We start from the raw sequence: 19,702 nt of genomic DNA, 5'->3' as shown, positions 1-19,702 counted from the left end.
AGAGGTCACATGTTCCTTCGTCAGCGCGAACCCCTCTCCTTCGAACGCTCCGTCCCCGGCAAGCGGGGCATGGACCTGCCGAAACTCGACGTGCCGGCGGCCAAAGACACCCGCCCCGCCCACCTCAAGCGCCAGGGCTTCGACGCCCTGCCCGAGCTGAGCGAGGTGGAGGTCATCCGCCACTTCACGCGCCTCTCCAAGTGGAACTACGGCGTGGACGACGGCATCTACCCGCTGGGCTCCTGCACCATGAAGCACAACCCGCGGCTGAACGAGAAGGTCGCCGGGCTGCCTGGCTTCACGGACAGCCACCCCATGGCACCTGACGCCCTCGTGCAGGGCAACCTGGAGCTGCTCTACACCCTGCAGGAGTGGCTGAAGGAGATCACCGGCCTGCCCGGCGTCACCCTCCAGCCCAGCGCCGGCGCCGCCGGCGAGCTCACGGGCGTCATGCTGATCCGGGCCTACCACGTGGCCCAGGGCGCCAAGCGCCGCGTGATCCTCATCCCCGACAGCGGCCACGGCACCAACCCCGCCACCGCCGCCATGGCCGGTTACGACGTGGTGGAGCTGCCCTCCCGTCCCGACGGCACCATCAGCTTCGAGGACGTGACCGACCCCGTGAACGGCAAGGTCCGCAAGGGCCTGAAGACCCTGGTGGGCGAACTGGGCCCCGAGATCGCCGGCGCCATGATCACCAACCCCAACACCGTGGGTGTCTTCGAGTACCGCTTCAAGGAGATCAGCGACCTGCTGCACAGCGTGGGCGCCCTGGTCTACATGGACGGCGCCAACATGAATGCCCTCGTGGGCGTGGCCCGTCCCGGCGACTTCGGCGTGGATGTCATGCACCTGAACCTGCACAAGACCTTCTCCACCCCCCACGGTGGTGGCGGCCCCGGCGCCGGCCCCGTCTGCGTGGGCGAGAAGCTGCTGCCCTTCCTGCCCGTGCCCGCCGTCGTGCGCGACACGGTGAAGGTGGGCGAGGGCGAGGTGCCGAAGCACACCTACCGCTGGGACTGGAACCGGCCCCAGAGCATCGGCAAGGTGCACACCTTCTTCGGCAACTTCGGCATCCTGGTGCGCGCCCTCACCTACTGCCTGAGCCACGGCTCCGACGGCCTGCGCGAGGCCACGCTCCGCGCCATCGTGAACGCCAACTACATCCGCGCCCGCCTCAAGGGCGCCTACGCCCTGCACATCGATTCGCCCAGCCTGCACGAGGTGGTCTTCAGCGACACGCTCCAGGCCAAGCACGACGTCCACACCCTGGACATCGCCAAGCGCCTCATCGACCACGGCTATCACCCGCCCACGATCTACTTCCCGCTGATCGTGCCCGGCGCGCTGATGATCGAGCCCACGGAGAGCGAGGACAAGGGCGAGCTGGACGCCTTCTGCGACACCATGCTCGCCATCGCGAAGGAAGTGGAGGAGAACCCCGAGCCCTTGCACCACGCCCCCACCCTCGCCCCCATGCGTCGCATGGACGAGACCACGGCCGCGCGCAAGCCCGTGCTGCGCTGGACCAAGGCCTGACCCGAGTTTCCACGAAGAACGGGCCCCGATCGGGGCCCGTTCCGTGTCAGCGCCGGTCGAAGCGCGCCGCCATCACCAGCAGGGTCTGGGTGGAGGCGATGCCAGGCAGGCGGGCCACCTCGTCGCGGATGCGGTTGAGGTCCTCCAGACGATCGGCCTCCAGCTGCAGCACCAAGTCGATGTCGCCGCTCACGCTATCGGCCACCCGCACCTCGGGAAAGGCCTCCAGCCTCTTCAGAGCCCGCTCGTGGCTGGGGCCGCTGCCGCGCACCAGCAGGTAGGCCCGAACCCCGGGCCGGGAGTCTTGGCCCAGGCGCAGGGTGTAGCCGAGGATGACGCCATCCCGTTCCAGGCGCTTGAGGCGCTCCTGCACGGCGGAGCGGGACAGGCCCACCCGCGCCGCCAGGGCCACCTGGGTCAGCCGCGCGTCGGCGCCCAGTTCCGCGAGGAGGCGGCGGTCCAGGTCGTCCAGGTCGGGCTTGGGCATGCGGCATGATGGCACCCTGCCGGTCTTTCGGCATCCTGCCGGCTAGACCGGGATGCGGGTCCGCGCGAAACCTGAGTCATCCAGGAGGCCCCATGCATCCGTTCCTTCCCATCCTGCTGCCCGGCCTGATCCTCGCCCTTCCCGCGCAGGAGCCTGCCCCCGTCCGGCCCGACCAGCGCAAGGCCGTGGTGGAGACCCTCGCCCGAGAGCTGAAGGCCCGCTATGTCTTCCCCGAGGTGGCCGAGAAGGTCGGGACCGCCCTGAAGGCCAGGGCGGCCGGAGGTGCTTATGACGGCGCAGCCACGGCCGGGATCTTCGCCGAGGCGCTCACCCGGGACCTCCGGGATCTGGGCCAGGACGGCCACTTCCGCGTGCGCTACGACCCGGCCTTCAAGCCCATGAGCGATGACGAGGACAAGCCGCCGACGCGGGAGGAGCTGGCCGAAATGAAGCGGTTCGCCCAGCGCGTCGCTTTCGGTGTCGCCCGGGTGGAGCAGCTGCCGGGGAACGTGGGCTACCTGGATATCCGGGGCTTCGGGCTCACGGAGGCCGTGGGTCCGGCGTTCTCCGCGGCCCTCTCCCTCCTGTCGGGCACCGAGGCCCTCATCCTCGACCTGCGCCAGAACGGGGGCGGCGATCCCGAGAGCGTGGCCTACCTGGTGAGCCACTTCTTCGAGGAGGGCGATGCGCGCCACCTCAACTCCATCTACAACCGGCCCCGGAACGCCACGCGCCAGTACTGGACCACGGCCACCGCCTCCCCCCGCTACCTGAAGCCCATCTACGTCCTCACCTCGAAGCGGACCTTCTCTGGTGGCGAAGAGTGCGCCTACGATCTCCAGGCCCAGAAGCGGGCCACGCTGGTGGGCGAGACGACGGGTGGTGGCGCCAACCCCGGCGGTGCCGTGCTCCTGGGCCACGGTTTCCACGCATTCATCCCTACCGGTCGAGCCATCAACCCCGTGACGAACACCAACTGGGAGCGAGTGGGTGTGAAGCCGGACGTGGCCGTCCCGGCGGCCGAGGCGCTTCGGACGGCCCACACGGCCATCCTCCGGTCGCTGCTGGCCCAGGCGTCGGATCCCGCCGGGCGGCGCGACCTGGAGCGGACCCTTGCAGACCTCGAGCGGGGCGCGGCCAGGCCTTGATCAATCGTGCGGAATGAGGTGCACGGCGGCGGCCTTGAGGACGGCGCAGACCTGGTCGCCTTCGGCCAGGCGGAGGTCCGCGCAGGCCTGGCGCGTGACGAGGCCCTCCAGCGGGAAGCCGGCATCGAGGGCGACCCGCACCAGGGAGCCTTCCCGCTGCAGGGCCGTGATGCGGGCGGGCAGGCGGTTGCGGACGGTGGACCCGGGTCCGGGGCCGCAGCCGCGCTCCACGGCCACGTCCTCCCCGCGGATGCAGACGAAGACCTGCCAGCCGAGGCTGCCTGGATCGGCCGCGTGGATCTGCGCCGTGCCCACGGCGATGGTGGCCATGCCGTCGGCGATGGATTCGATGCGGCCCAGCACCACGGTCTCCACGCCCAGGATGCGTGCCACGGCAGGATCCGTGGGCCGGTCGAAGACCTGCTGGATGCCTCCGCTCTGGCAGACGCGGCCCTGGTCCATCACCACCAGGCGGTCGCCCAGCTGGAGCGCCTCGGCACGATCGTGGGTGACGAGGACCGTGGGAATGTCGAGCGTCCGCAGCAGCTCACGCAGCTCCTTGCGGAGACGCTGCTGCGAGGGCTGGTCCAGCGCCGACAGCGGCTCGTCCAGCAGCAGCAGGCGGGGCTTCCGGGCCAGGGCACGGCCCAGGGCGACGCGTTGCTGCTGGCCTCCAGAGAGCTCTCCGGGGAGGCGATCGCCAAGTCCCTCCAGACCGAGCAGGGGGAGAAGTTCCGCCACGCGGGCGGCCCGCTCCGGCGCCGCCAGGCCGTAGCCGAGGTTCGCGGCCACCGTGAGGTGGGGGAACAGGTCGTAGGCCTGGGAGAGGAAGCCCAGGTGGCGGGCCTGGGGTGCGCGGTGGATCCGGGCCGCGGCGTCGGACCACGTCTCGCCTCCCACGCGGATGGCGCCGCGGTCCGCGGGCTCCAGGCCCGCGAGCAGGCGCAGGGCGGTGGTCTTGCCCGATCCCGACGGGCCGAAGAGCACGGTGATGGAGAAGCCGGGGCCCGGGATCTCGAAGCGCGCCTCGACGGTGGGCCCGCCCGGGAAGTGGCGCTCGGCCTCCGCCTGGAGGTAGGGGCCGCCGGAGTTCAGGTGAGTGTCCACGGCTTCCTCTGGCGGCGCTGCAGGGCGTAGGTGAAGGCCAGGACGAGGAAGGACACGCCCAGCAGCAGGGCGGCCGTGCGTCCCGCCGGCGCGTAGTCCATGGCCTGCACCTGGTCGTAGATGGCGATGCTCACGGTGCGGGTGCGGCCCGGCAGGTTGCCGCCCACCATGAGCACCACGCCGAACTCGCCCAGGGTGTGGGCGAATGTGAGCACCAGGCCCGTGAGGATGCCGGCCCAGGAGAGGGGCGCGATCACCCGGAGGAAGGTGCGTCCCCGCGATTCGCCCAGGCACCAGGAGGCCTCGATCAGCCCCCGGTCCACGGAGGCAAAGGCCGCCGCCAGCGGCTGGATCATGAAGGGCAGGCTGTAAAGCACGGAGGCGATGAGCAGGCCTTCGAAGGAGAAGGGCAGAGTGCTGCCGAAGAGGCTCTCCCAGGCGCGGCCCAGGGGGCTGCGGGGGCCCATGGCCAGGAGCAGGTAGAAGCCCAGCACCGTGGGCGGCAGCACCAGGGGCATGGCCACCACCGCCTCCACCAGGAACTTCCAGCGCCGCCGCGAGAAGGCCAGCCAGTAGGCCAGGGGCAGGCCCAGGACCAGCAGCGCCGCCGTGGTGAGCGAGGCGAGCCAGAGGCTCAGGCGGATGGCCTGCCAGTCCATCAGGGGGCGTCCGTGGTGAAGCCGTACTTCCGCAGGATGGTCTTTCCCTCCGTGGACCGCATGAACTCCCGGAAGGCCAGGGCGGCGGGGCGGTTCCGGGCGTGGTTGGGGATCACGCCACCCTGGTCCAGGGCGGGGTAGGCCTCCAGGGGCAGCTCCCACAGGCGGCCCGTGGCCGTCATGGCCGGGGCCTTGGCCAGGGACAGGGCGAGGATGCCGATATCCGCGGCGCCGGTCTGCACGAACTGGGCGGTCTGGGCGATGTTCTCCCCGAAGACCAGGCGGGGCTTCACGGCCTCCAGTAGGCCGAGCTTCGCCAGGGCGGCCTCGGCGGCGCGGCCATAGGGCGCGTGGCGCGGGTTGGCGATGGCCACCTTGCGGGCGGCGGGATGCAGGAGCGCCTGCATCCCCTGCTCCACCGGGATGGGTGAGCCCTTCGGCACCCACAGCACCAGGCGGCCCCGGCTGTAGCGGAATTCCGTGCTCCCGTCCGCCAGGCCCGCCTCCACCAGCTTCTTCGGGTAGGCCAGGTCCGCGGACAGGAAGAGGTCGAAGGGCGCCTTGTTGGTGAGCTGGGTGTAGAAGTTGCCGGAGGAGCCGTAGGTGATGGCCACCTCCTGGCCCGGATGGGCGGCCATGAAAGCCGTCCTCACCTCGGCCAGGGCGAACTGCAGGTCCGCCGCCGCGGCGATGGCAAGAGGCGAGGGCGGAGCTGCGGCGGGTGCCGCGCCGCCGAAGCCCAGGACGCCGAGGGCCACGAAGACGGAGCGCAGGCGGAAGCGGAGGGTGGGCATGGTGGGTTCCGGGCTGGGCGGCGGAGGCCAGGGCGCTGGTTCGATTCTAAGCCGGCGGGGCTGGAAGCATTGCCGCCAGCGGGGCGTCCCGTCATCATTCCACGGAACCACCGCCACACCACTGGCCGGACCCCAGGGGTTCCCATCCTGGGCCGATCCAGCCATCGGACCCCGAGGGAAGGCCGCATGACCGTGTTCCTCAGCCGGTTTCGCATCGCCACCAAGCTCTGGCTGGGATACAGCGCCGTGGCGGCGATCCTGGCGGGGCTGGCGCTGATCCAGCTCGGGCTGCTCCACCAGGAGGAACAGCAGGCCATCCGGGTCTTCGAGAACCGCATGGTGCCCGTGCGGCACCTGAAGGTGGTGTCGGACGCCTACGGCATCCGCATCCTGTTCGCCGCCCGCCAGGTGCGGGGGGGCACCCTGGAACCCGCCGAAGGGCTCGCGCAGGTGCGCTCCGCCCGGCGGGAGGCGGGCCGCCACTGGGCGGAGTTCAAGGCGTCCGCGCCGGCCCAGACGGATGCGGACGCGCTGGTCCGCGTGGACCACCTCTCGCTCTACCTGGCCACGGACCTCGACCGGCTGGAGGGGCTCCTGGCCGAGGGCCGCCTGCCGGAGCTCGGGCGCTTCGTGGACGACGACCTGCTGCCGGAGATCCTGCCCCTGACCAACCTGCTGGCCGGACTGGTGCAGGCCCAGGAGGACGGGGCCCAGCAGAGTCTGGACGCCATGGCGGCGCGGGCCCGCCGGACCCGGGTGCTGTCCTACGCCATGATCTTCGCCGGGCTGGTCACGGCCCTGGGGCTGGGCTACCTGATCGCCCGCGACCTCTCCGGCAGCATCCGGGGAATGCTGACGCAGGTGCGCCGCGCCGCCGAGGGCGACCTGACGGCCCGGGTGGAGGTCCAGGGGCGGGACGAGCTCGCGGACCTGGGGCACGAGCTGAACCGCATGGTCGCCCGGCTGCGGGAGACCATCCAGGCCCTGGCCGAACAGGAGGCCGGCGAGCGCGCGGTGCTGCAGAACGCCCAGGTGGCCGTCATCGTCCGCGACCGGGACGGCCTGGTGCGCCGGTTCAATCCCTATGCGGAGACCCTGCTGGGCTACCGGGCTGGCGAGGTCCTGGGCCAGCCGTCCGCGATCTGGCTCGATCCGGAGGAAGTGGCGGCCCGGGCCGGGGAGCTGGCCCGGCGGGCGGGCCGGCCGGTGGCCACCGACCTTGAGCTCATCCGCCTGCTCACGGAGGCGGGGCCCGACCAGCGGGAATGGACCTTCCGGGCCAGGGACGGGCGGCGCATCCCCATGCTGGTGGCCCTCTCCCAGGTGACGGGCGCCGAGGGGGAGCCGATGGGCTACCTGAGCGTCGCCTCGGATCTGTCGGAGCGGAAGGCCCTGGAGGCCGGTCTGCGGGCCAGCGAGGCGAAGGCCCAGGCCGCCAACCGCGCGAAGAGCGCCTTCCTCTCCAACATGAGCCACGAGCTCCGCACGCCGCTGAACGCCATCCTCGGCTACGCCCAGCTGATGGCGCGGCGATCCGGCCGCAGCCCGGAGGATCACGAGCAGCTGGGCCGCATCCTGGCCGCCGGCGAGCACCTGCTGTCCCTCATCAACGACGTGCTGTCCCTCAGCAAGATCGAATCCGGCGGCCTCGAGCTGCGTCCGGAGCCCTTCGGCACCGCCGCCCTCCTGGAGGGCGTGGTGGACATGCAGCGGATCCGGGCCGAAGCGAAGGGGCTGGCGCTGCGGCTGGAGGTGGATCCCACCCTGCCGCCCCACCTGGAGGGGGACGCGCCCAAGCTCCGGCAGGTGCTGGTGAACCTGCTGGGGAACGCCGTGAAGTTCACCCGGCAGGGGTCGGTGACCCTCCGGGCGGGCTACGTCGCGGGGCGGGCGACCTTCGCCGTGGAGGACACGGGCCCGGGGATCTCCGAGGAGGACCAGCGGCAGCTCTTCCAGGCCTTCTTCCAGGCCTCCACCCAGCCGCTGGCGGCCGAGGGCACGGGCCTGGGCCTCCACATCAGCCGCTCCCTGGTCCACCTCATGGGCGGCGAGCTGCGGCTCCAGAGCCGGCTGGGCGAAGGCAGCCGCTTCAGCTTCGAGCTGTCCATGGAGGAGGCGGAACCGCCCCTGGAACTGGCGGGAGGCGGCCAGGTGGTGGGCCTGGCGCCCGGTCAGCGGCGTCCCGCGGTACTCGTGGTGGACGACCGGCCGGAGAACCGCGACCTGCTGGCCCAGCTCCTGGCCTCCGTCGGCTTCCAGGTGCGCACGGCGGCCGATGGCGTCGAGGCCTTGGAGCTCTGGGAGCGCCACCATCCGGATCTCATCTGGATGGACCTCCGGATGCCGCGCATGAGCGGTTTCGAGGCCCTTCAGGTCCTCCGCGGGAAGGAGCTGGAGCAGGGGCTTCCGCACACCTTCGTCGTGGCCATCTCCGCCAGCGTCATCGACCTGGACCGGGAGACCCTCCGCAAGGCGGGCTTCGACGACTTCCTGGGCAAGCCCTTCCGCGAGGCGCAGCTCTTCGAGGTGGCCGGCCGCCTGCTCGGCCTGCGCTTCCTCACCCGGGAACCCGAGGCCCCGTCAGCGCCGGGCGACCTGTCCGGCCTCCAGCTCCAGCCGGAGTCCTGGCGGGCCTCGCTGAAGGAGGCGGTCGTCACGGGCGACACCGAGGCGGCCCTGGGCCTGGTGGACGGATTGGGCCACGGCGCGCTGGCGGAGGACTTGCGGCGGCTGCTCAAGGCTTACAAGCTCGAGGCACTGCTTGACGCGCTGAACCGATGAATCAGGAGACCGACATGTTGGTGCCCCAGGGCGACATCCTCATCGTGGACGACAACGCGGCCAACCTCGACCTGCTGGGCGCGGTGCTGCGGGAGCGCCAGTACCGGGTTCGGGCCGTGCCCTCCGGCGCCATGGCCCTGGCGGCCGCCCGCCGCCACCCGCCCGAGCTGGTGATGCTCGACGTGAACATGCCCGGCATGGACGGCTACGAGACCTGCGAGGCCTTCAAGCAGGATCCGGTGCTGGCCCGCATCCCCATCATCTTCATCAGCGCCCTGGACGACCCGCTGGACAAGGTGCGGGCCTTCCGGGTGGGCGGACGTGACTACGTGACCAAGCCCTTCAGTGCGGAGGAGGTGCTGGTGCGGGTGGAGCACCAGGTCAGCCTGGGCCGGCTCCAGCGCGAGCTGGAGATCCAGAACCAGAACCTGCTGGATGCCAACTTCAAGCTCAAGGAGGTGAACACCCTCAAGACCAACTTCACCACCATGCTGGTCCACGACCTCCGTTCGCCCCTGACCGTGCTGGGGCTCGTCCTGGAGCGGCTGCGGGAGGGCTCGGCGGGAGACGGGGCGCTGGACAAGGCCGAGGCCTCCGTCGGGCGGATCAAGACCCTGCTCGACGAGATGCTGGAGATCTACCGCAGCGAAAGCGGGCAGCTCCCCATGGAGTTCGGAGAGATCGACCCGGGGCCCTGGCTGCGGGCCCTGATGTCCCCGTACCCGCTGCGGGCCGCCTCGGCCGGCCTCGAATTCCAGGTGGCGGTCCCCGAAGGCCTGCCGACGATCCGCGGGGACGTGTCCAAGCTGGATCGCGTCCTCGTGAACCTGGTGGACAACGCCTTCAAGTTCACCCCCCGGGGCGGGGCCGTGCGGATGGAGGCGGGGGTCGAGTTCGGCTCCGGCGTGGAGTCCGGCCTGCGTTTCCTCCGCCTGTCGGTCATCGACACCGGGCGCGGCATCCCGGCGGGAGACCTCCCCTACATCTTCGACCCCTTCCGCCAGTCCGAGCGCAGCGACGCCAGCAAGGGGGTGGGGCTGGGCCTGGCCATCGTCCAGCGCCTGGTGGCGGCCCACAAAGGCCAGATCCGGGCCCAGAGCCAGGTGGGCTTCGGCTCCAGCTTCAGCATCCTCCTCCCCTGCTGACGGCCACCCGTCCCGAAGGCACAATAGAGGGTTCCCCGGAGCCCCGCATGCGCCTCCTCCCGTCCCTTCTCCCCGCCCTTGTTCTTGGTGCCCCCCTCATGGCCCAGGCCCTCTCGCCCGTCCAGGAACGGGCCGACCGCTTCCTCAAGCTGGTGAACGCCGGCTACCAGTCCCTCTACTACGTGAGCCAGCAGGCCACCTGGGCCGCCTCCACGGACGTGAAGCCCGAGCACGACGCCGCCGCCGAGTGGGCGGGCAAGGCCTTCGCCGCCTTCAACGGGAATCCGCTGGTCATCACCGAGGCCAAGGAGCTGCTCAAATCCCGGGCCCAGCTCGACGAGAAGACCGTGCGCCAGCTGGAGCGGGTGCTGCTCATGCCCTACGGCGCCGAGGGGCCCATGACCAAGCCGGAGCTCGTGGCCGCCCGCATCGAGGCGGAGACGAAGCAGGTCTCCATCATGAACGGCTACCAGTTCAAGGTGGGCGGCCGGCCCGTCAGCGCCAACGACATCGACAACAAGCTGGCCTCGAGCCGCGACCTGGCCGAGCGCCGGCAGTGGTGGGAGGCCAGCAAGGAGATCGGCGTTCCCCTGAAGGACGGCCTGGTGCGCCTGCGGGACCTCCGCAACGGCGTGGCGCAGGAGCTGGGCTACCCCGACTACTTCGCCCTCCAGGTGGCCCGCTACGGCCTCACCACGGACGAGATGATGGCCTTCAACCGGAAGTTCCTGGCCGAGCTGAAGCCCCTCTACCTCCAGCTGCACACCTGGGTGAAGTACGAGATGGCGAAGAAGTACGGCCAGCCCGTGCCCAAGGCGATCCCCGCCCACTGGATCAACAACCGCTGGAGCCAGAACTGGACGGGCTTCGTCAGCGCCGTGGACTTCGATCCCTACTTCAAGGGCTGGCAGCCCGAGCGCATCGTGAAGACCGCCGAGGCCTTCTACGTGGGCCTGGGCTTCGATCCGCTGCCCGCCAGCTTCTGGGCCAAGTCCGACCTCTACCCCGTGAAGGCCGGCGACCCCCGCAAGAAGAACGCCCACGCCTCCTGCTGGCACCTGGACCTGGACCACGACATCCGGTCGCTGATGAGCGTGGAGCCGAACGCCGAGTGGTTCGAGACGGTGCATCACGAGCTGGGCCACGGCTACTACTTCATGAGCTACACCCGGCCCGACGTGCCGCCCCTCCTGCGGGATGGCGCCAACCCCAGCTTCCACGAGGGCGTGGGCGAGCTCATCGCCATGGCCACCCGGCAGATCCCCTACCTCAAGACCGCGGGCGTGCTTCCGGCGGACTACAAGGCCGACCAGATGCAGGTGCTGCTGAACGACGCCCTGGAGGTGGCCATCCCCTTCATGTACTGGGCCTGCGGCACCATGCCCGAGTGGGAGGCGGAGTTCTACGGCAAGAAGATGCCCGCCGACCAGATGAACGCCCGCTGGTGGAAGCTCGTGCGCGACGAGCAGGGCGTGGAGCCGCCCAGCCCCCGCGGCGAGCAGTTCTGCGACGCCGCCACCAAGACCCACATCAACGACAACCCCGCCTACTACTACAGCTACGGCTGGGCCACCGTCTTCAAGTTCCAGATGCACGACCACATCGCGCGGAAGATCCTCCACCAGGATCCCCGCAGCTGCAACTACGCCGGGAACAAGGAGGTGGGCGCCTTCCTGAAGAAGATCCTCGAGAAGGGCGCCACCGAGGATTGGCGGAAGGTGCTGAAGGAGGCCACGGGCGAGGACCTCTCCACCCGCGCCATGATGGACTACTTCAAGCCCCTGATGGCCTGGCTGGAGCAGCAGAACAAGGGCCGGCAGATCGGCTGGGAGTAGCGATGGCCGACGTCCCCAAGGCCCGCGTGGTCAAGTCCCTCACCCGGGACCGCCACATCCGCCTGTCCTCGGTGGACGCCAGCCCCCTGTGGGACGGCGTCCGGCGGGGGCACCCGCACCTGGAGCCCGCGGCCTGCGGCTGCCTCACGGAGCTGCTCACCTCCACCGCCCTGCTCCAGAGCCGCACGTTCTTCGCCGAGCGACTGCAACTGCTCGTGAAGGGATCCGGTCGGGCCAAGGCCGTGGTCTCGGACAGTTGGCCCGACGGCACCATCCGGGGCGTGCTCGACCCCGGGCCCGAGGACGTCGCGGCGTGGATCCAGGGCCCCGGCGTCTTCCAGGTGATGCGCTCCAACGCCACGGGCCAGCCCTACGTGGGCCACCTCCCCGTGGTGGAGGGCGGCATCCAGGTGCAGGTGGAGCACTACCTCCAGCAGTCGGAACAGATCCAGGCCAGCCTCACCCTCTGGTGCGACGCGGGCACGGGCGAGGCCGGGGGCCTGCTGGTGGAACCCCTGCCGGACTGCCCGCCGGAGCGCCTCGCGCGGCTCGTCCAGGCCATCGAAGGCCTGGAGGTGGTGCCCTTCTGGGAGCGCACGCCGGACTTCCTGGCCGCCTGGGTGTCCCAGGGCGAAGGCGCCGACGAGCTGGCCGCCACGGACCTCTTCTACCGCTGCCGCTGCACCCGCGAGGCCCTGCTGGAGACCCTGCGCCGCTTCCCCGAGGACCAGAAGGAGGACCTCTTCAAGGAGCCGGGGGCCCTGGAGGTCCGCTGCGACTACTGCGGGACCACGTACCCCATCACCCGCGAGGACCTGCTGCCATGAAGACCCGCGTGGCCATCGCCGAGCGGGGGCGCCCCCTGGGCTCGCCCCTGTCCGTATGGCTGAATTTCCGCGTGGTGCCCTTCCTGGTGGCCGGCCTCACCAAGCTCTGGTCCTACACCCTGCGGGTGCGCCGGGAGGGCTTCGGTGCCGTCGAGGATCTCGTGGACCGGGACCAGCGCATCATCCTGGCCTTCTGGCATCGTCGCCTCTTCATGATGCCCCTCTCGTACCCCTTTCATCGGCGGAACGCCCAGGGCGAGACGCGGGGCGTGGCCATCCTCTCCAGCGACAGCAAGGACGGCGAGCGCAGCGCGGCCACCTGGCGCTGGTTCGGCATCCACGCCGTGCGTGGCACCGCCAGCGAAGACGGCGCCAAGGCCCTGGTGCGCATGATCCAGGCCGTGAAGCAGGGCTGGGACTTTGGCATCACCCCCGACGGCCCCCGCGGACCCCTCATGCAGTTGAAGCCCGGCACGGTCGCCCTGGCCCGCAAGACGGGCGCCTGGATCATCCCCGTGAGCCTCAGCTACGACCACAGCTTCCAGCTGAAGACCTGGGACCGCATGGTGATCCCCTTTCCGTTCGCCACTTGCGTGGTCAAGTACGGGGCTCCCTACCAGGTTCCGCCGAAGGCGGACGATGGCGCTGAAGCCGTGCGGCTCCAGCGCGAAATGGATGAGCTGGAGACGTGGGCAGAGGACTTCTCCCGTGGCTGAGCTCGCCGTCGTCTCCCTCTCCGGTGGCATGGATTCCTGTGTCACCGCCGCCATCGCGAAGGCCCAAGGCTTCGAGCTGGCCCTGCTCCACGCGGACTACGGCCAGCGCACCCAGGCGCGCGAGAAGCGGGCCTTCCGAGACATCGCTGATTTCTACGGCGTGCCCGAATCACGGCGCCTCATCATCGGATTCGATACCCTCAAGGCCATCGGCGGCTCGGCGCTCACAGATGCCTCCATCGCCCTGCCCGAGGGCGACCTGGACCGGCCCGGCGTGCCCGTCAGCTACGTGCCCTTCCGCAACGCCCACCTGCTGGCCACCTGCGTGAGCTGGGCGGAGGTGCTTCGCGCCAGCGCCATCTTCGTGGGCTTCGTGGAGGAGGACAGCAGTGGCTACCCCGATTGCCGCGAGGCCTTCCTGAAGAGCTTCGAGCAGACCGCCAACCTGGGCACCAAGCCCGAGACCCAGCTCACCTTCCACGCCCCCCTCATCCACCTCCGGAAATCGGAGATCGTGCGGAAGGGCCGCGAGCTGGGCGCGCCGCTGCACCTCAGCTGGTCCTGCTACCAGGGCGAGGCGGAGGCCTGCGGCCACTGCGACTCCTGCCACCTGCGGCTGCGAGGGTTCAAGGAGGCGGGGCTGGCGGATCCCATTCCGTACGCCTTCATCCCGGAAGGGCTGAGGCCCGGTGGTATCGTCTAGAACGACGCCCAGCCGTGATATAGGACACGGGAGCGCCCCTCCTTCCAGGCGGTCCATGCGAGTTACCCTGGTCCACCCTTCGGGGTTCAACTTCATTCCCGGACAGCCGGACTTCTCGGTGCTGGCCAACCGGATGGCGCCGCTCGGCATCCTGTCGCTGGCCGCCTGGCTGGAACGACATGGGCACGCCACGGCGGTCTACGATTGTCTCGGCCCCCTGGCCCCAGCCTCCCTGGAGGCCCGGGTGGCTGAGATCCTGGGCACGGAGCCGGACCTCGTGGGGTTCTCCGCCACCACCTCAGGATTCATGGATGCGGTGGACCTGGCAGCCCGGCTGAAGGCGGCCCGGCCCGAGCTCCGCATCGTGGTGGGCAATGTGCTCGCCTCGAGCCTGGGGGCGCCGCTGCTGGAATGCTTTCCCGAGCTGGATTTCCTGTGCGTGGGCGAGGGCGAAGGCCCGCTCCTGGACCTGGCGGAGGGTAAGGTCCCTGCCGCCATCCCCAATCTGGTGTGGCGCGACGGAACCCGCATCGTCTCCAATCCGCGCCGCCCGCGGCTCATGGATCTGGATGACCTTCCGTTCCCCGCCTACGAGAAGCTGGCCGGATTCCCCAAGGGCTACCACCTGCCCCTCTTCAGCTACCGGCAGCGGCATGGCGCCTCGATGATCACCTCGCGGGGCTGCCCCTACACCTGCTCCTTCTGCGACCGGACGGTCTTCGAGCACCAGTACCGATACAACAGCCCGGCCTACATCTATGCCCACATGAAGCACCTGCGGGACCATTTCGGCGTCCATCACGTCAATTTCTACGATGACCTCTTCACCGCCCACCAGGGCCGCATCGCCGAGCTGTGCCGGCGCCTCATCGATGAACCCCTCGGGATGGAGTTCAACTGCATCATCCGGACCGGGCATACCTCGGACGACCTGCTCCGCCTGCTGAAGCGGGCCGGCTGTGTCATGGTGAGCTTCGGCGTGGAGAGCGCGGATCCCGGCCTGATGGCGCGGCACAAGGCGGGCGTGACGCTGGAGGCCGTGCGCGCCACGGTGGAGAAGGTCCACGGCGCGGGCCTCAGGGCCAAGGGGCTGTTCATCTTCGGCCTCCCCGGGGAGACGCCGGAGACCTTCCAGCGCACCAGCAATTTCATCCTGTCGCTGGACCTGGACGACATGAACCTCACCAAGTTCAGCCCCCTCCACGGCGCGCCCCTCTGGGCCGAATGCGTGGCGGGCACCGAGGGCGAGTTCATCGAGGACTGGCGGCTGCTGAACTGCGTCAATCCGGTGTTCCTGCCGAAAGGCTTCGATTCCCGGGAGCAGATGGACACCCTGTACAACGCCCACATCGAGCGGTTCTACAAGAGCAAGGCCTACCAGCGCCGGTTCGGCCGCCGGATCTGGGAACACCGGTGGAGTCTCTGGCATCTGCTCCGCCACCTGCCAAGGGTGTGGGCCGCCAAGCGCTACTTCACGTCCAAGGCGTCCGGCGGCGCGAAGACCTATGACCGGCACCCCCGCCAGCCGGTGGGGCTGGTGCCCGTGCCCCTTGGCCATGGCATGTCTTCTTGAGAGAGGGTTGGCAGGGTTTTTTGGGACAATGGGTGGCTTCGGCATCTGCCTCACCCTTCTTCTGCTGGATGGACCATGGCCACTCGTAAAACCCCCCAGGCGTCACTCCCCGATCCGCTGCCCCAATTCGTCGTCACGCGCCCCACGGGGGAGCTGGACACCTTCGCCAGCCCGCGGCCGGGGCGGCCGTTCACCATCACCTTCGAGACGGAGGAGTTCACCTGCCTCTGTCCGCTGACGGGCCAGCCAGACTTCGCCAAGCTGCGGATCCTCTACCAGCCAGACCAGCTCTGCGTGGAGTCGAAGTCGCTCAAGCTCTACCTCTGGAGCTTCCGCGACCGGGGCGCCTTCCACGAGGCCGTCACCAACCAGATCCTGGACGACCTGGTGAAGGCCACGAAGCCCCAGTGGATGCGTGTGGAGGGCGACTTCCTCATCCGCGGCGGCATCCGCACCCTGGTGGTGGCGGAGCACGGGAAGAAGCAATGAAACCGCGAAAGACGCGAAATGGTGCGAAAAGGGTGTGTCTTGCTTTCGCGCCTTTTCGCGTGATTTCGCGATTCCCATGAAGGCCGTCATCGCCCTCGGCTCGAACCTTGGCGACCGCCGGGCGCACCTGGCGGCCGGGCTGGCGGCGCTGAAGACGCTGGGAACCGTGGTTCCGTCACCCCTGGTGATGGAGACGCCGGACGAGTCGGGCCGGGGGCCCGCCTACCTCAACACCGTGGCGATCCTGGTGACGGACGAGGCCGACCCCCGGCGCCTGCTGGAGTCGCTGCTGCGCCTGGAGCTGGCGAACGGGCGCGACCGCAGCGCAGGGAAGAACGCGCCCCGCACCTTGGACCTAGACCTCATCACCACGGACGGCCCGCCGGGACGCTGGGCCTGGGAGGCGCCGGAGGACCTGCGCCTCCTCGGGCCCGAGCTGACCCTGGAGCTGCCCCACCCCCGCGCCTTCAGCCGCCCCTTCGTCCTCGAGCCCTGGCGGGCGCTGTCCGACCCGGGGGCGTGCGGCGGCGTGATTCCTCAGGGCCGCGCCTGAAAAAACCCCCGGAGTGCGGGGGCTTTTTCAGAGGATCGAGGCAGCCTACTTCGTCCAGCGCTCGCACCAGCCGAGGACGGTGTCGTACCAGAGCTTGCTGTTCTGGGGCTTGAGGACGAAGTGGAACTCGTCGGGGAAGTAGAGCAGCTCGCTGGGGACGCCGCGCAGCTGGAGGGTGTTGAAGAGCTGGAAGGCCTCGCCCACGGGCACACGGTAGTCCAGCTCGCCGTGGACGACGAGCATGGGCTTCTTGAAGGCGGCGGCGGCGCTGCTGGGGCTCTGGGACTGCCAACGGGCCTTGGTCTCGGGGCTCTCCCAGGGCCAGCCCTTGAACTCCCAGCGGGGGAACCACAGTTCCTCGCTTCCCACCTGCATGCTCTCGGTGTTGAAGATGCCGGCGTGGGTCACGAAGGCGGCGAAGCGGTCCGCCTGGTGCCCGGCCAGCCAGTTGGTGGCGTAGCCGCCGTAGCTGCCGCCGCAGGCCACCACGCGCTTGGGATCGGCGTTGGGGAACTGCTTGAGCACGGCGTCCAGGGTATTCATGAGGTCGGTCATGACGGCGCCGTTCCAGTCGCCGCTGATGGCGTCCGTGTAGGCCTGGCCAAAGCCCGTCGACCCGCGGGGGTTGGGCAGCACGGTGATGAAGCCGCGGCCGGCCCAGGCCTGGGCGTTCCAGCGGGGGTGCCAGCTGTCGGCCCAGGCACCCTGGGGGCCGCCGTGGATGACGAAGGCGACGGGGTAGGTCTTGGCCGGGTCGTAGCCCACGGGCTTCACGACGAAGGCGTGGGCCTTGGTGGGTTTACCCTGCACGGGCACAGTGTCCACCCAGAGGTCCTCGCCGGGGTTGAGGCCCAGCTCTTTGGCCAGGGCCTCATTGTGGTGCGTGGCGCGAGCCACCTTGCCGGTCTTCAGGTCCAGGGTGTAGAGGTCCTGGGGTGTGCTGAGGCTGGTGGAGACCAGCACGGCGTGATCTTTCGCCACGGCGGAGCCGCTCGGGGGCAGCGCGAAGCCCTCGACGTGCAGGCCCTTGCTGAGGCGCTGGAGGCCCTGGTCGTTCCAGCGGAAGAGGTCCGCGTGGCCCTGCTGGTCGCTGACGGCCACCAGGTCCTGGCCCTGCCACTGGAAGTCGCCGAAGCTCTGGTCGAAGGCCTGGGTGGTGCGCACGACCTTTCCGGCCGTGCGATCGAACACCCACAGCTCGAACTTGTCGGATTCGAAGCCCGGCCGGCGCTGGGCGCGCCAGGCGAGGGCCTTGCCGTCCGGCGAGTAGCGGGGCGTGGTGTCCATGGCCGGGTTGTCGGAGAGCTTCTTGGCGGGGCCGCCGGAGAGGGCCACCTCGTAGATCTCGCCGTTGGTGCTGGTGGCCTTGGTCTGCTCGGGGTGGGTCTCGAAGGCCAGGGCCTTGCTGTCGGGGGCCCAGTCGAAGCCGTCCCCGGCCGCCACGTCGGCGAAGTTGGGCACGTCCGTGGCGAGGCCGGCCGTGAGGTCCCGGGGCGCGGCGCTGCCGTCGGCGGGCACCACGAAGAGGTGGCTCACCTGCTGGTCGTCCTTCCACTCGTTCCAGTGGCGGTACATGAGGTGGGTGATGACGCGGGCCTTGACCTTGCTCTCCTCCTGGCGCTTCAGGAAGGCCACGTTCTCGGCCTCGCTCCCCGAAGGCACGGTGGTGGAGAGGAAGGCCAGCCACTTGCCGTCCGGGCTCCACACCTGGCCTTCGGCGCCGCCGCTCAACTTCGTGAGCTGGCGCTTCTCGTGGGTGCCGAGGTCCACGATCCAGATCTGGCCGCTGGACTGGTAGGCCAGCTTCTTGCCGTCGGGGCTGAAGCGGGGGCGGGTCTGGCTGCCGGCGCCCAGGTCCAGGGCCTTCGCCTCGCCGCCGGCGGGCTTGTACCAGACGTGGGTGGTGGTCTTGTTGGCGGCGACATCCGCCGTGCCCACCTGGTAGGCCAGGGCGCCCGTGGCGGAGAGCTGGGGATCGGTGACGCGCTTGACCTTGAAGAGGTCGTCCACCTGGAGGGGGCGGGCGGCCAGCAGGGGCAGGCCTGCGGCGAGGAGGATGATCTGAGCCTTCATGGGGACTCCGGGATTAGACGTGGTGGCCGGGCTTCGTCAGGACACCGCGTGGGGGTGCACGAGGGGGACGCAGAGGGCGCGAAGCGGCCGGGCGGTCTCCCCTTGTTCATGTCAGTACTCAGAGAGCAGGTGGCGGGCGATGACGGTGCGCTGGATCTCGCTGGTACCTTCGCCGATGGTGCAGAGCTTCACGTCCCGGTAGTACTTCTCCACCGGGTAGTCCTTGATGTAGCCGTAGCCGCCGAGGATCTGCACAGCCTGGTCCGCCACGCGGCAGGCCACCTCCGAGCTGTAGAGCTTGGCCATGCTGGCGGCCTTGGCGTAGGGAAGGCCCTGGTCCTTCAGGCCCGCGGCGCGGTAGATGAGCAGGCGGGAGGCCTCGATCTCCGTGCCCATGTCCGCCAGCTTGAACTGGATGCCCTGGTGGTCCGCCAGGGGCCGGCCGAAGGTGTGGCGGATCTTGCTGTAGCGGAGAGCCTCCTCGAAGGCGCCCTGGGCCATGCCGAGGCCCAGGGCCCCGATGCTGATGCGGCCGCCGTCGAGGGTCTTCATGGCCTGCTTGAAGCCCACGCCCTCCTCGCCCAGGAGGTTGGCCTCGGGCACCTTCACGTCCTCCAGGATGAGCTCGGAGGTGTCGCTGGCCCGGAGGCCCAGCTTGTTCTCCTGCTTGCCGGCCCGGAAGCCGTTCATGCCCTTCTCGAGCACGAAGGCGCTGATGCCGTCGGCGCTGCTGCGGCCCGGAAGGGAGGGCCGGGTGCGGGCCATGACCACGAAGATGTCGCCCACGGTGCCGTGGGTGATGAAGGTCTTGGTGCCGTTCAGGACGTAGTGCGAGCCCTCCTTCTTCGCGGAGGTGCGCAGGGAGCCCGCGTCGCTGCCCGACCCCGGCTCCGTGAGGCCCCAGGCGCCGATGGCCTTGCCGCTGGCCAGGGGCTTCAGGTAGGCCTGCTTCTGGCGCTCGTCGCCCATGGCGTAGATGTGGTTGCTGCAGAGGCTGTTGTGGGCGGCCACGGTGATGCCCACGGAGCCGTCCACCCGGGAGAGCTCCTCCACCACCACCGCGTATTCCTGGTAGCCCATGCCGGCGCCGCCGTACTCCTCGGGGAAGATGACACCCATCATGCCCATCTCGCCCAGCTGCTTCACCACGCCCATGGGGAAGGTCTTGGTCTCGTCCCAGGCCATGACGTGCGGGCGGATCTCCTTTTCGGCGAACCGGCGTACTTCCTGGCGCAGGGCTTCGACGTGCTCGGGGAGCGTGACATCCATGGGG

The 19,702-nt window shown here is 69.8% G+C and carries 17 protein-coding genes; 11 read left to right on the top strand and 6 right to left on the bottom strand.

What is annotated here, in order from left to right:
• Window positions 1-9 precede the first annotated feature (9 nt).
• Window positions 10-1,539, top strand: coding sequence for an aminomethyl-transferring glycine dehydrogenase subunit GcvPB (gcvPB, locus tag MLE64_RS11895; RefSeq protein WP_243317932.1), 1,530 nt, complete (start codon window positions 10-12; stop codon window positions 1,537-1,539).
• Between the two features lie 46 nt (window positions 1,540-1,585).
• Here gcvPB and MLE64_RS11890 read toward each other — a convergent pair whose 3' ends face one another.
• Window positions 1,586-2,026, bottom strand: a complete 441-nt coding sequence (locus MLE64_RS11890; protein ID WP_243317931.1) for an Lrp/AsnC family transcriptional regulator — start codon at window positions 2,024-2,026, stop codon at window positions 1,586-1,588.
• A gap of 92 nt (window positions 2,027-2,118) precedes the next feature.
• On the opposite strand from MLE64_RS11890, the gene MLE64_RS11885 reads away from it, so the two are divergent.
• The gene (locus MLE64_RS11885) at window positions 2,119-3,174 is read left to right on the top strand and encodes a S41 family peptidase (protein WP_243317930.1); all 1,056 of its coding nucleotides are present in this window, start codon (window positions 2,119-2,121) and stop codon (window positions 3,172-3,174) included.
• Here the strand turns inward: MLE64_RS11885 and MLE64_RS11880 are convergent, their stop codons facing one another.
• The 3 genes from MLE64_RS11880 to modA are packed head-to-tail and all read right to left on the bottom strand — an operon-like array spanning window position 3,175 to window position 5,734.
• The gene (locus tag MLE64_RS11880; RefSeq protein ID WP_243317929.1) at window positions 3,175-4,281 is read right to left on the bottom strand and encodes an ABC transporter ATP-binding protein; all 1,107 of its coding nucleotides are present in this window, start codon (window positions 4,279-4,281) and stop codon (window positions 3,175-3,177) included.
• Window positions 4,266-4,940 carry a molybdate ABC transporter permease subunit gene (modB, locus tag MLE64_RS11875; protein WP_243317928.1) on the bottom strand — a complete coding sequence of 225 codons (675 nt, stop codon included), beginning with the start codon at window positions 4,938-4,940 and terminating at the stop codon, window positions 4,266-4,268. The genes MLE64_RS11880 and modB overlap by 16 nt, the downstream gene beginning before the upstream one ends.
• Window positions 4,940-5,734: a molybdate ABC transporter substrate-binding protein gene (gene modA, locus MLE64_RS11870; protein WP_243317927.1), complete on the bottom strand. Its 795-nt coding sequence runs from the start codon at window positions 5,732-5,734 to the stop codon at window positions 4,940-4,942. Before modA ends, modB begins: the two co-directional genes overlap by 1 nt.
• Before the next feature lie 186 nt (window positions 5,735-5,920).
• On the opposite strand from modA, the gene MLE64_RS11865 reads away from it, so the two are divergent.
• The 9 genes from MLE64_RS11865 to folK all read left to right on the top strand — a co-directional run bounded on the left by MLE64_RS11865 (window position 5,921) and on the right by folK (window position 16,356).
• Window positions 5,921-8,515: an ATP-binding protein gene (locus MLE64_RS11865; RefSeq protein WP_243317926.1), complete on the top strand. Its 2,595-nt coding sequence runs from the start codon at window positions 5,921-5,923 to the stop codon at window positions 8,513-8,515.
• 14 nt (window positions 8,516-8,529) lie between these two features.
• Window positions 8,530-9,660 carry a hybrid sensor histidine kinase/response regulator gene (locus tag MLE64_RS11860; protein WP_243317925.1) on the top strand — a complete coding sequence of 377 codons (1,131 nt, stop codon included), beginning with the start codon at window positions 8,530-8,532 and terminating at the stop codon, window positions 9,658-9,660.
• Window positions 9,661-9,707: 47 nt separating this feature from the next.
• Window positions 9,708-11,495, top strand: a complete 1,788-nt coding sequence (locus MLE64_RS11855; RefSeq protein ID WP_243317924.1) for a M2 family metallopeptidase — start codon at window positions 9,708-9,710, stop codon at window positions 11,493-11,495.
• A 2-nt stretch (window positions 11,496-11,497) separates the two neighbouring features.
• Window positions 11,498-12,322 carry an Hsp33 family molecular chaperone HslO gene (locus MLE64_RS11850; RefSeq protein WP_243317923.1) on the top strand — a complete coding sequence of 275 codons (825 nt, stop codon included), beginning with the start codon at window positions 11,498-11,500 and terminating at the stop codon, window positions 12,320-12,322.
• Window positions 12,319-13,038 carry a lysophospholipid acyltransferase family protein gene (locus tag MLE64_RS11845; protein WP_243317922.1) on the top strand — a complete coding sequence of 240 codons (720 nt, stop codon included), beginning with the start codon at window positions 12,319-12,321 and terminating at the stop codon, window positions 13,036-13,038. Before MLE64_RS11850 ends, MLE64_RS11845 begins: the two co-directional genes overlap by 4 nt.
• Window positions 13,031-13,741: a 7-cyano-7-deazaguanine synthase QueC gene (queC, locus tag MLE64_RS11840; RefSeq protein ID WP_243317921.1), complete on the top strand. Its 711-nt coding sequence runs from the start codon at window positions 13,031-13,033 to the stop codon at window positions 13,739-13,741. The genes MLE64_RS11845 and queC overlap by 8 nt, the downstream gene beginning before the upstream one ends.
• A gap of 55 nt (window positions 13,742-13,796) precedes the next feature.
• Entirely contained in the window at window positions 13,797-15,314 is a 1,518-nt protein-coding gene (locus MLE64_RS11835) for a B12-binding domain-containing radical SAM protein (RefSeq protein WP_243317920.1), read from the top strand.
• A gap of 75 nt (window positions 15,315-15,389) precedes the next feature.
• A complete protein-coding gene (gene queF, locus MLE64_RS11830) occupies window positions 15,390-15,803 on the top strand; it encodes a preQ(1) synthase (RefSeq protein WP_243317919.1) in 414 nt (137 codons plus the stop codon).
• 76 nt (window positions 15,804-15,879) lie between these two features.
• On the top strand, window positions 15,880-16,356 hold the full coding sequence (folK, locus tag MLE64_RS11825) for a 2-amino-4-hydroxy-6-hydroxymethyldihydropteridine diphosphokinase (RefSeq protein WP_243317918.1): 477 nt from the start codon (window positions 15,880-15,882) through the stop codon (window positions 16,354-16,356).
• Between the two features lie 45 nt (window positions 16,357-16,401).
• Here the strand turns inward: folK and MLE64_RS15830 are convergent, their stop codons facing one another.
• A complete protein-coding gene (locus tag MLE64_RS15830) occupies window positions 16,402-18,429 on the bottom strand; it encodes a dipeptidyl-peptidase 5 (protein ID WP_279343068.1) in 2,028 nt (675 codons plus the stop codon).
• A gap of 111 nt (window positions 18,430-18,540) precedes the next feature.
• Window positions 18,541-19,698 (bottom strand): acyl-CoA dehydrogenase family protein, encoded by a 1,158-nt coding sequence (locus MLE64_RS11810; RefSeq protein ID WP_243317917.1) that lies wholly within the window; start codon window positions 19,696-19,698, stop codon window positions 18,541-18,543.
• Between the last annotated feature and the right edge of the window lie 4 nt (window positions 19,699-19,702).

It is taken from the genome of Geothrix paludis, from assembly GCF_022808815.1.
GTDB lineage: Bacteria > Acidobacteriota > Holophagae > Holophagales > Holophagaceae > Geothrix > Geothrix paludis.
The sequence above is the reverse complement of the archived record's forward strand: the minus strand, read 5'-3'. Positions and strand labels throughout refer to the sequence as shown.

Bases quoted from the DNA above. Each gene is read 5' to 3' on its own strand.
- folK (WP_243317918.1), top strand. From the start codon at position 15,880: ATGAAGGCCGTCATCGCCCTCGGCTCGAACCTTGGCGACCGCCGGGCG.
- queF (WP_243317919.1), top strand. From the start codon at position 15,390: ATGGCCACTCGTAAAACCCCCCAGGCGTCACTCCCCGATCCGCTGCCC.
- modB (WP_243317928.1), bottom strand. From the start codon at position 4,940: ATGGACTGGCAGGCCATCCGCCTGAGCCTCTGGCTCGCCTCGCTCACC.
- modA (WP_243317927.1), bottom strand. From the start codon at position 5,734: ATGCCCACCCTCCGCTTCCGCCTGCGCTCCGTCTTCGTGGCCCTCGGC.
- MLE64_RS11845 (WP_243317922.1), top strand. From the start codon at position 12,319: ATGAAGACCCGCGTGGCCATCGCCGAGCGGGGGCGCCCCCTGGGCTCG.
- MLE64_RS11885 (WP_243317930.1), top strand. From the start codon at position 2,119: ATGCATCCGTTCCTTCCCATCCTGCTGCCCGGCCTGATCCTCGCCCTT.
- MLE64_RS11890 (WP_243317931.1), bottom strand. From the start codon at position 2,026: ATGCCCAAGCCCGACCTGGACGACCTGGACCGCCGCCTCCTCGCGGAA.
- MLE64_RS11835 (WP_243317920.1), top strand. From the start codon at position 13,797: ATGCGAGTTACCCTGGTCCACCCTTCGGGGTTCAACTTCATTCCCGGA.
- gcvPB (WP_243317932.1), top strand. From the start codon at position 10: ATGTTCCTTCGTCAGCGCGAACCCCTCTCCTTCGAACGCTCCGTCCCC.
- MLE64_RS11850 (WP_243317923.1), top strand. From the start codon at position 11,498: ATGGCCGACGTCCCCAAGGCCCGCGTGGTCAAGTCCCTCACCCGGGAC.
- MLE64_RS15830 (WP_279343068.1), bottom strand. From the start codon at position 18,429: ATGAAGGCTCAGATCATCCTCCTCGCCGCAGGCCTGCCCCTGCTGGCC.
- MLE64_RS11860 (WP_243317925.1), top strand. From the start codon at position 8,530: ATGTTGGTGCCCCAGGGCGACATCCTCATCGTGGACGACAACGCGGCC.
- MLE64_RS11855 (WP_243317924.1), top strand. From the start codon at position 9,708: ATGCGCCTCCTCCCGTCCCTTCTCCCCGCCCTTGTTCTTGGTGCCCCC.
- MLE64_RS11810 (WP_243317917.1), bottom strand. From the start codon at position 19,698: ATGGATGTCACGCTCCCCGAGCACGTCGAAGCCCTGCGCCAGGAAGTA.
- MLE64_RS11865 (WP_243317926.1), top strand. From the start codon at position 5,921: ATGACCGTGTTCCTCAGCCGGTTTCGCATCGCCACCAAGCTCTGGCTG.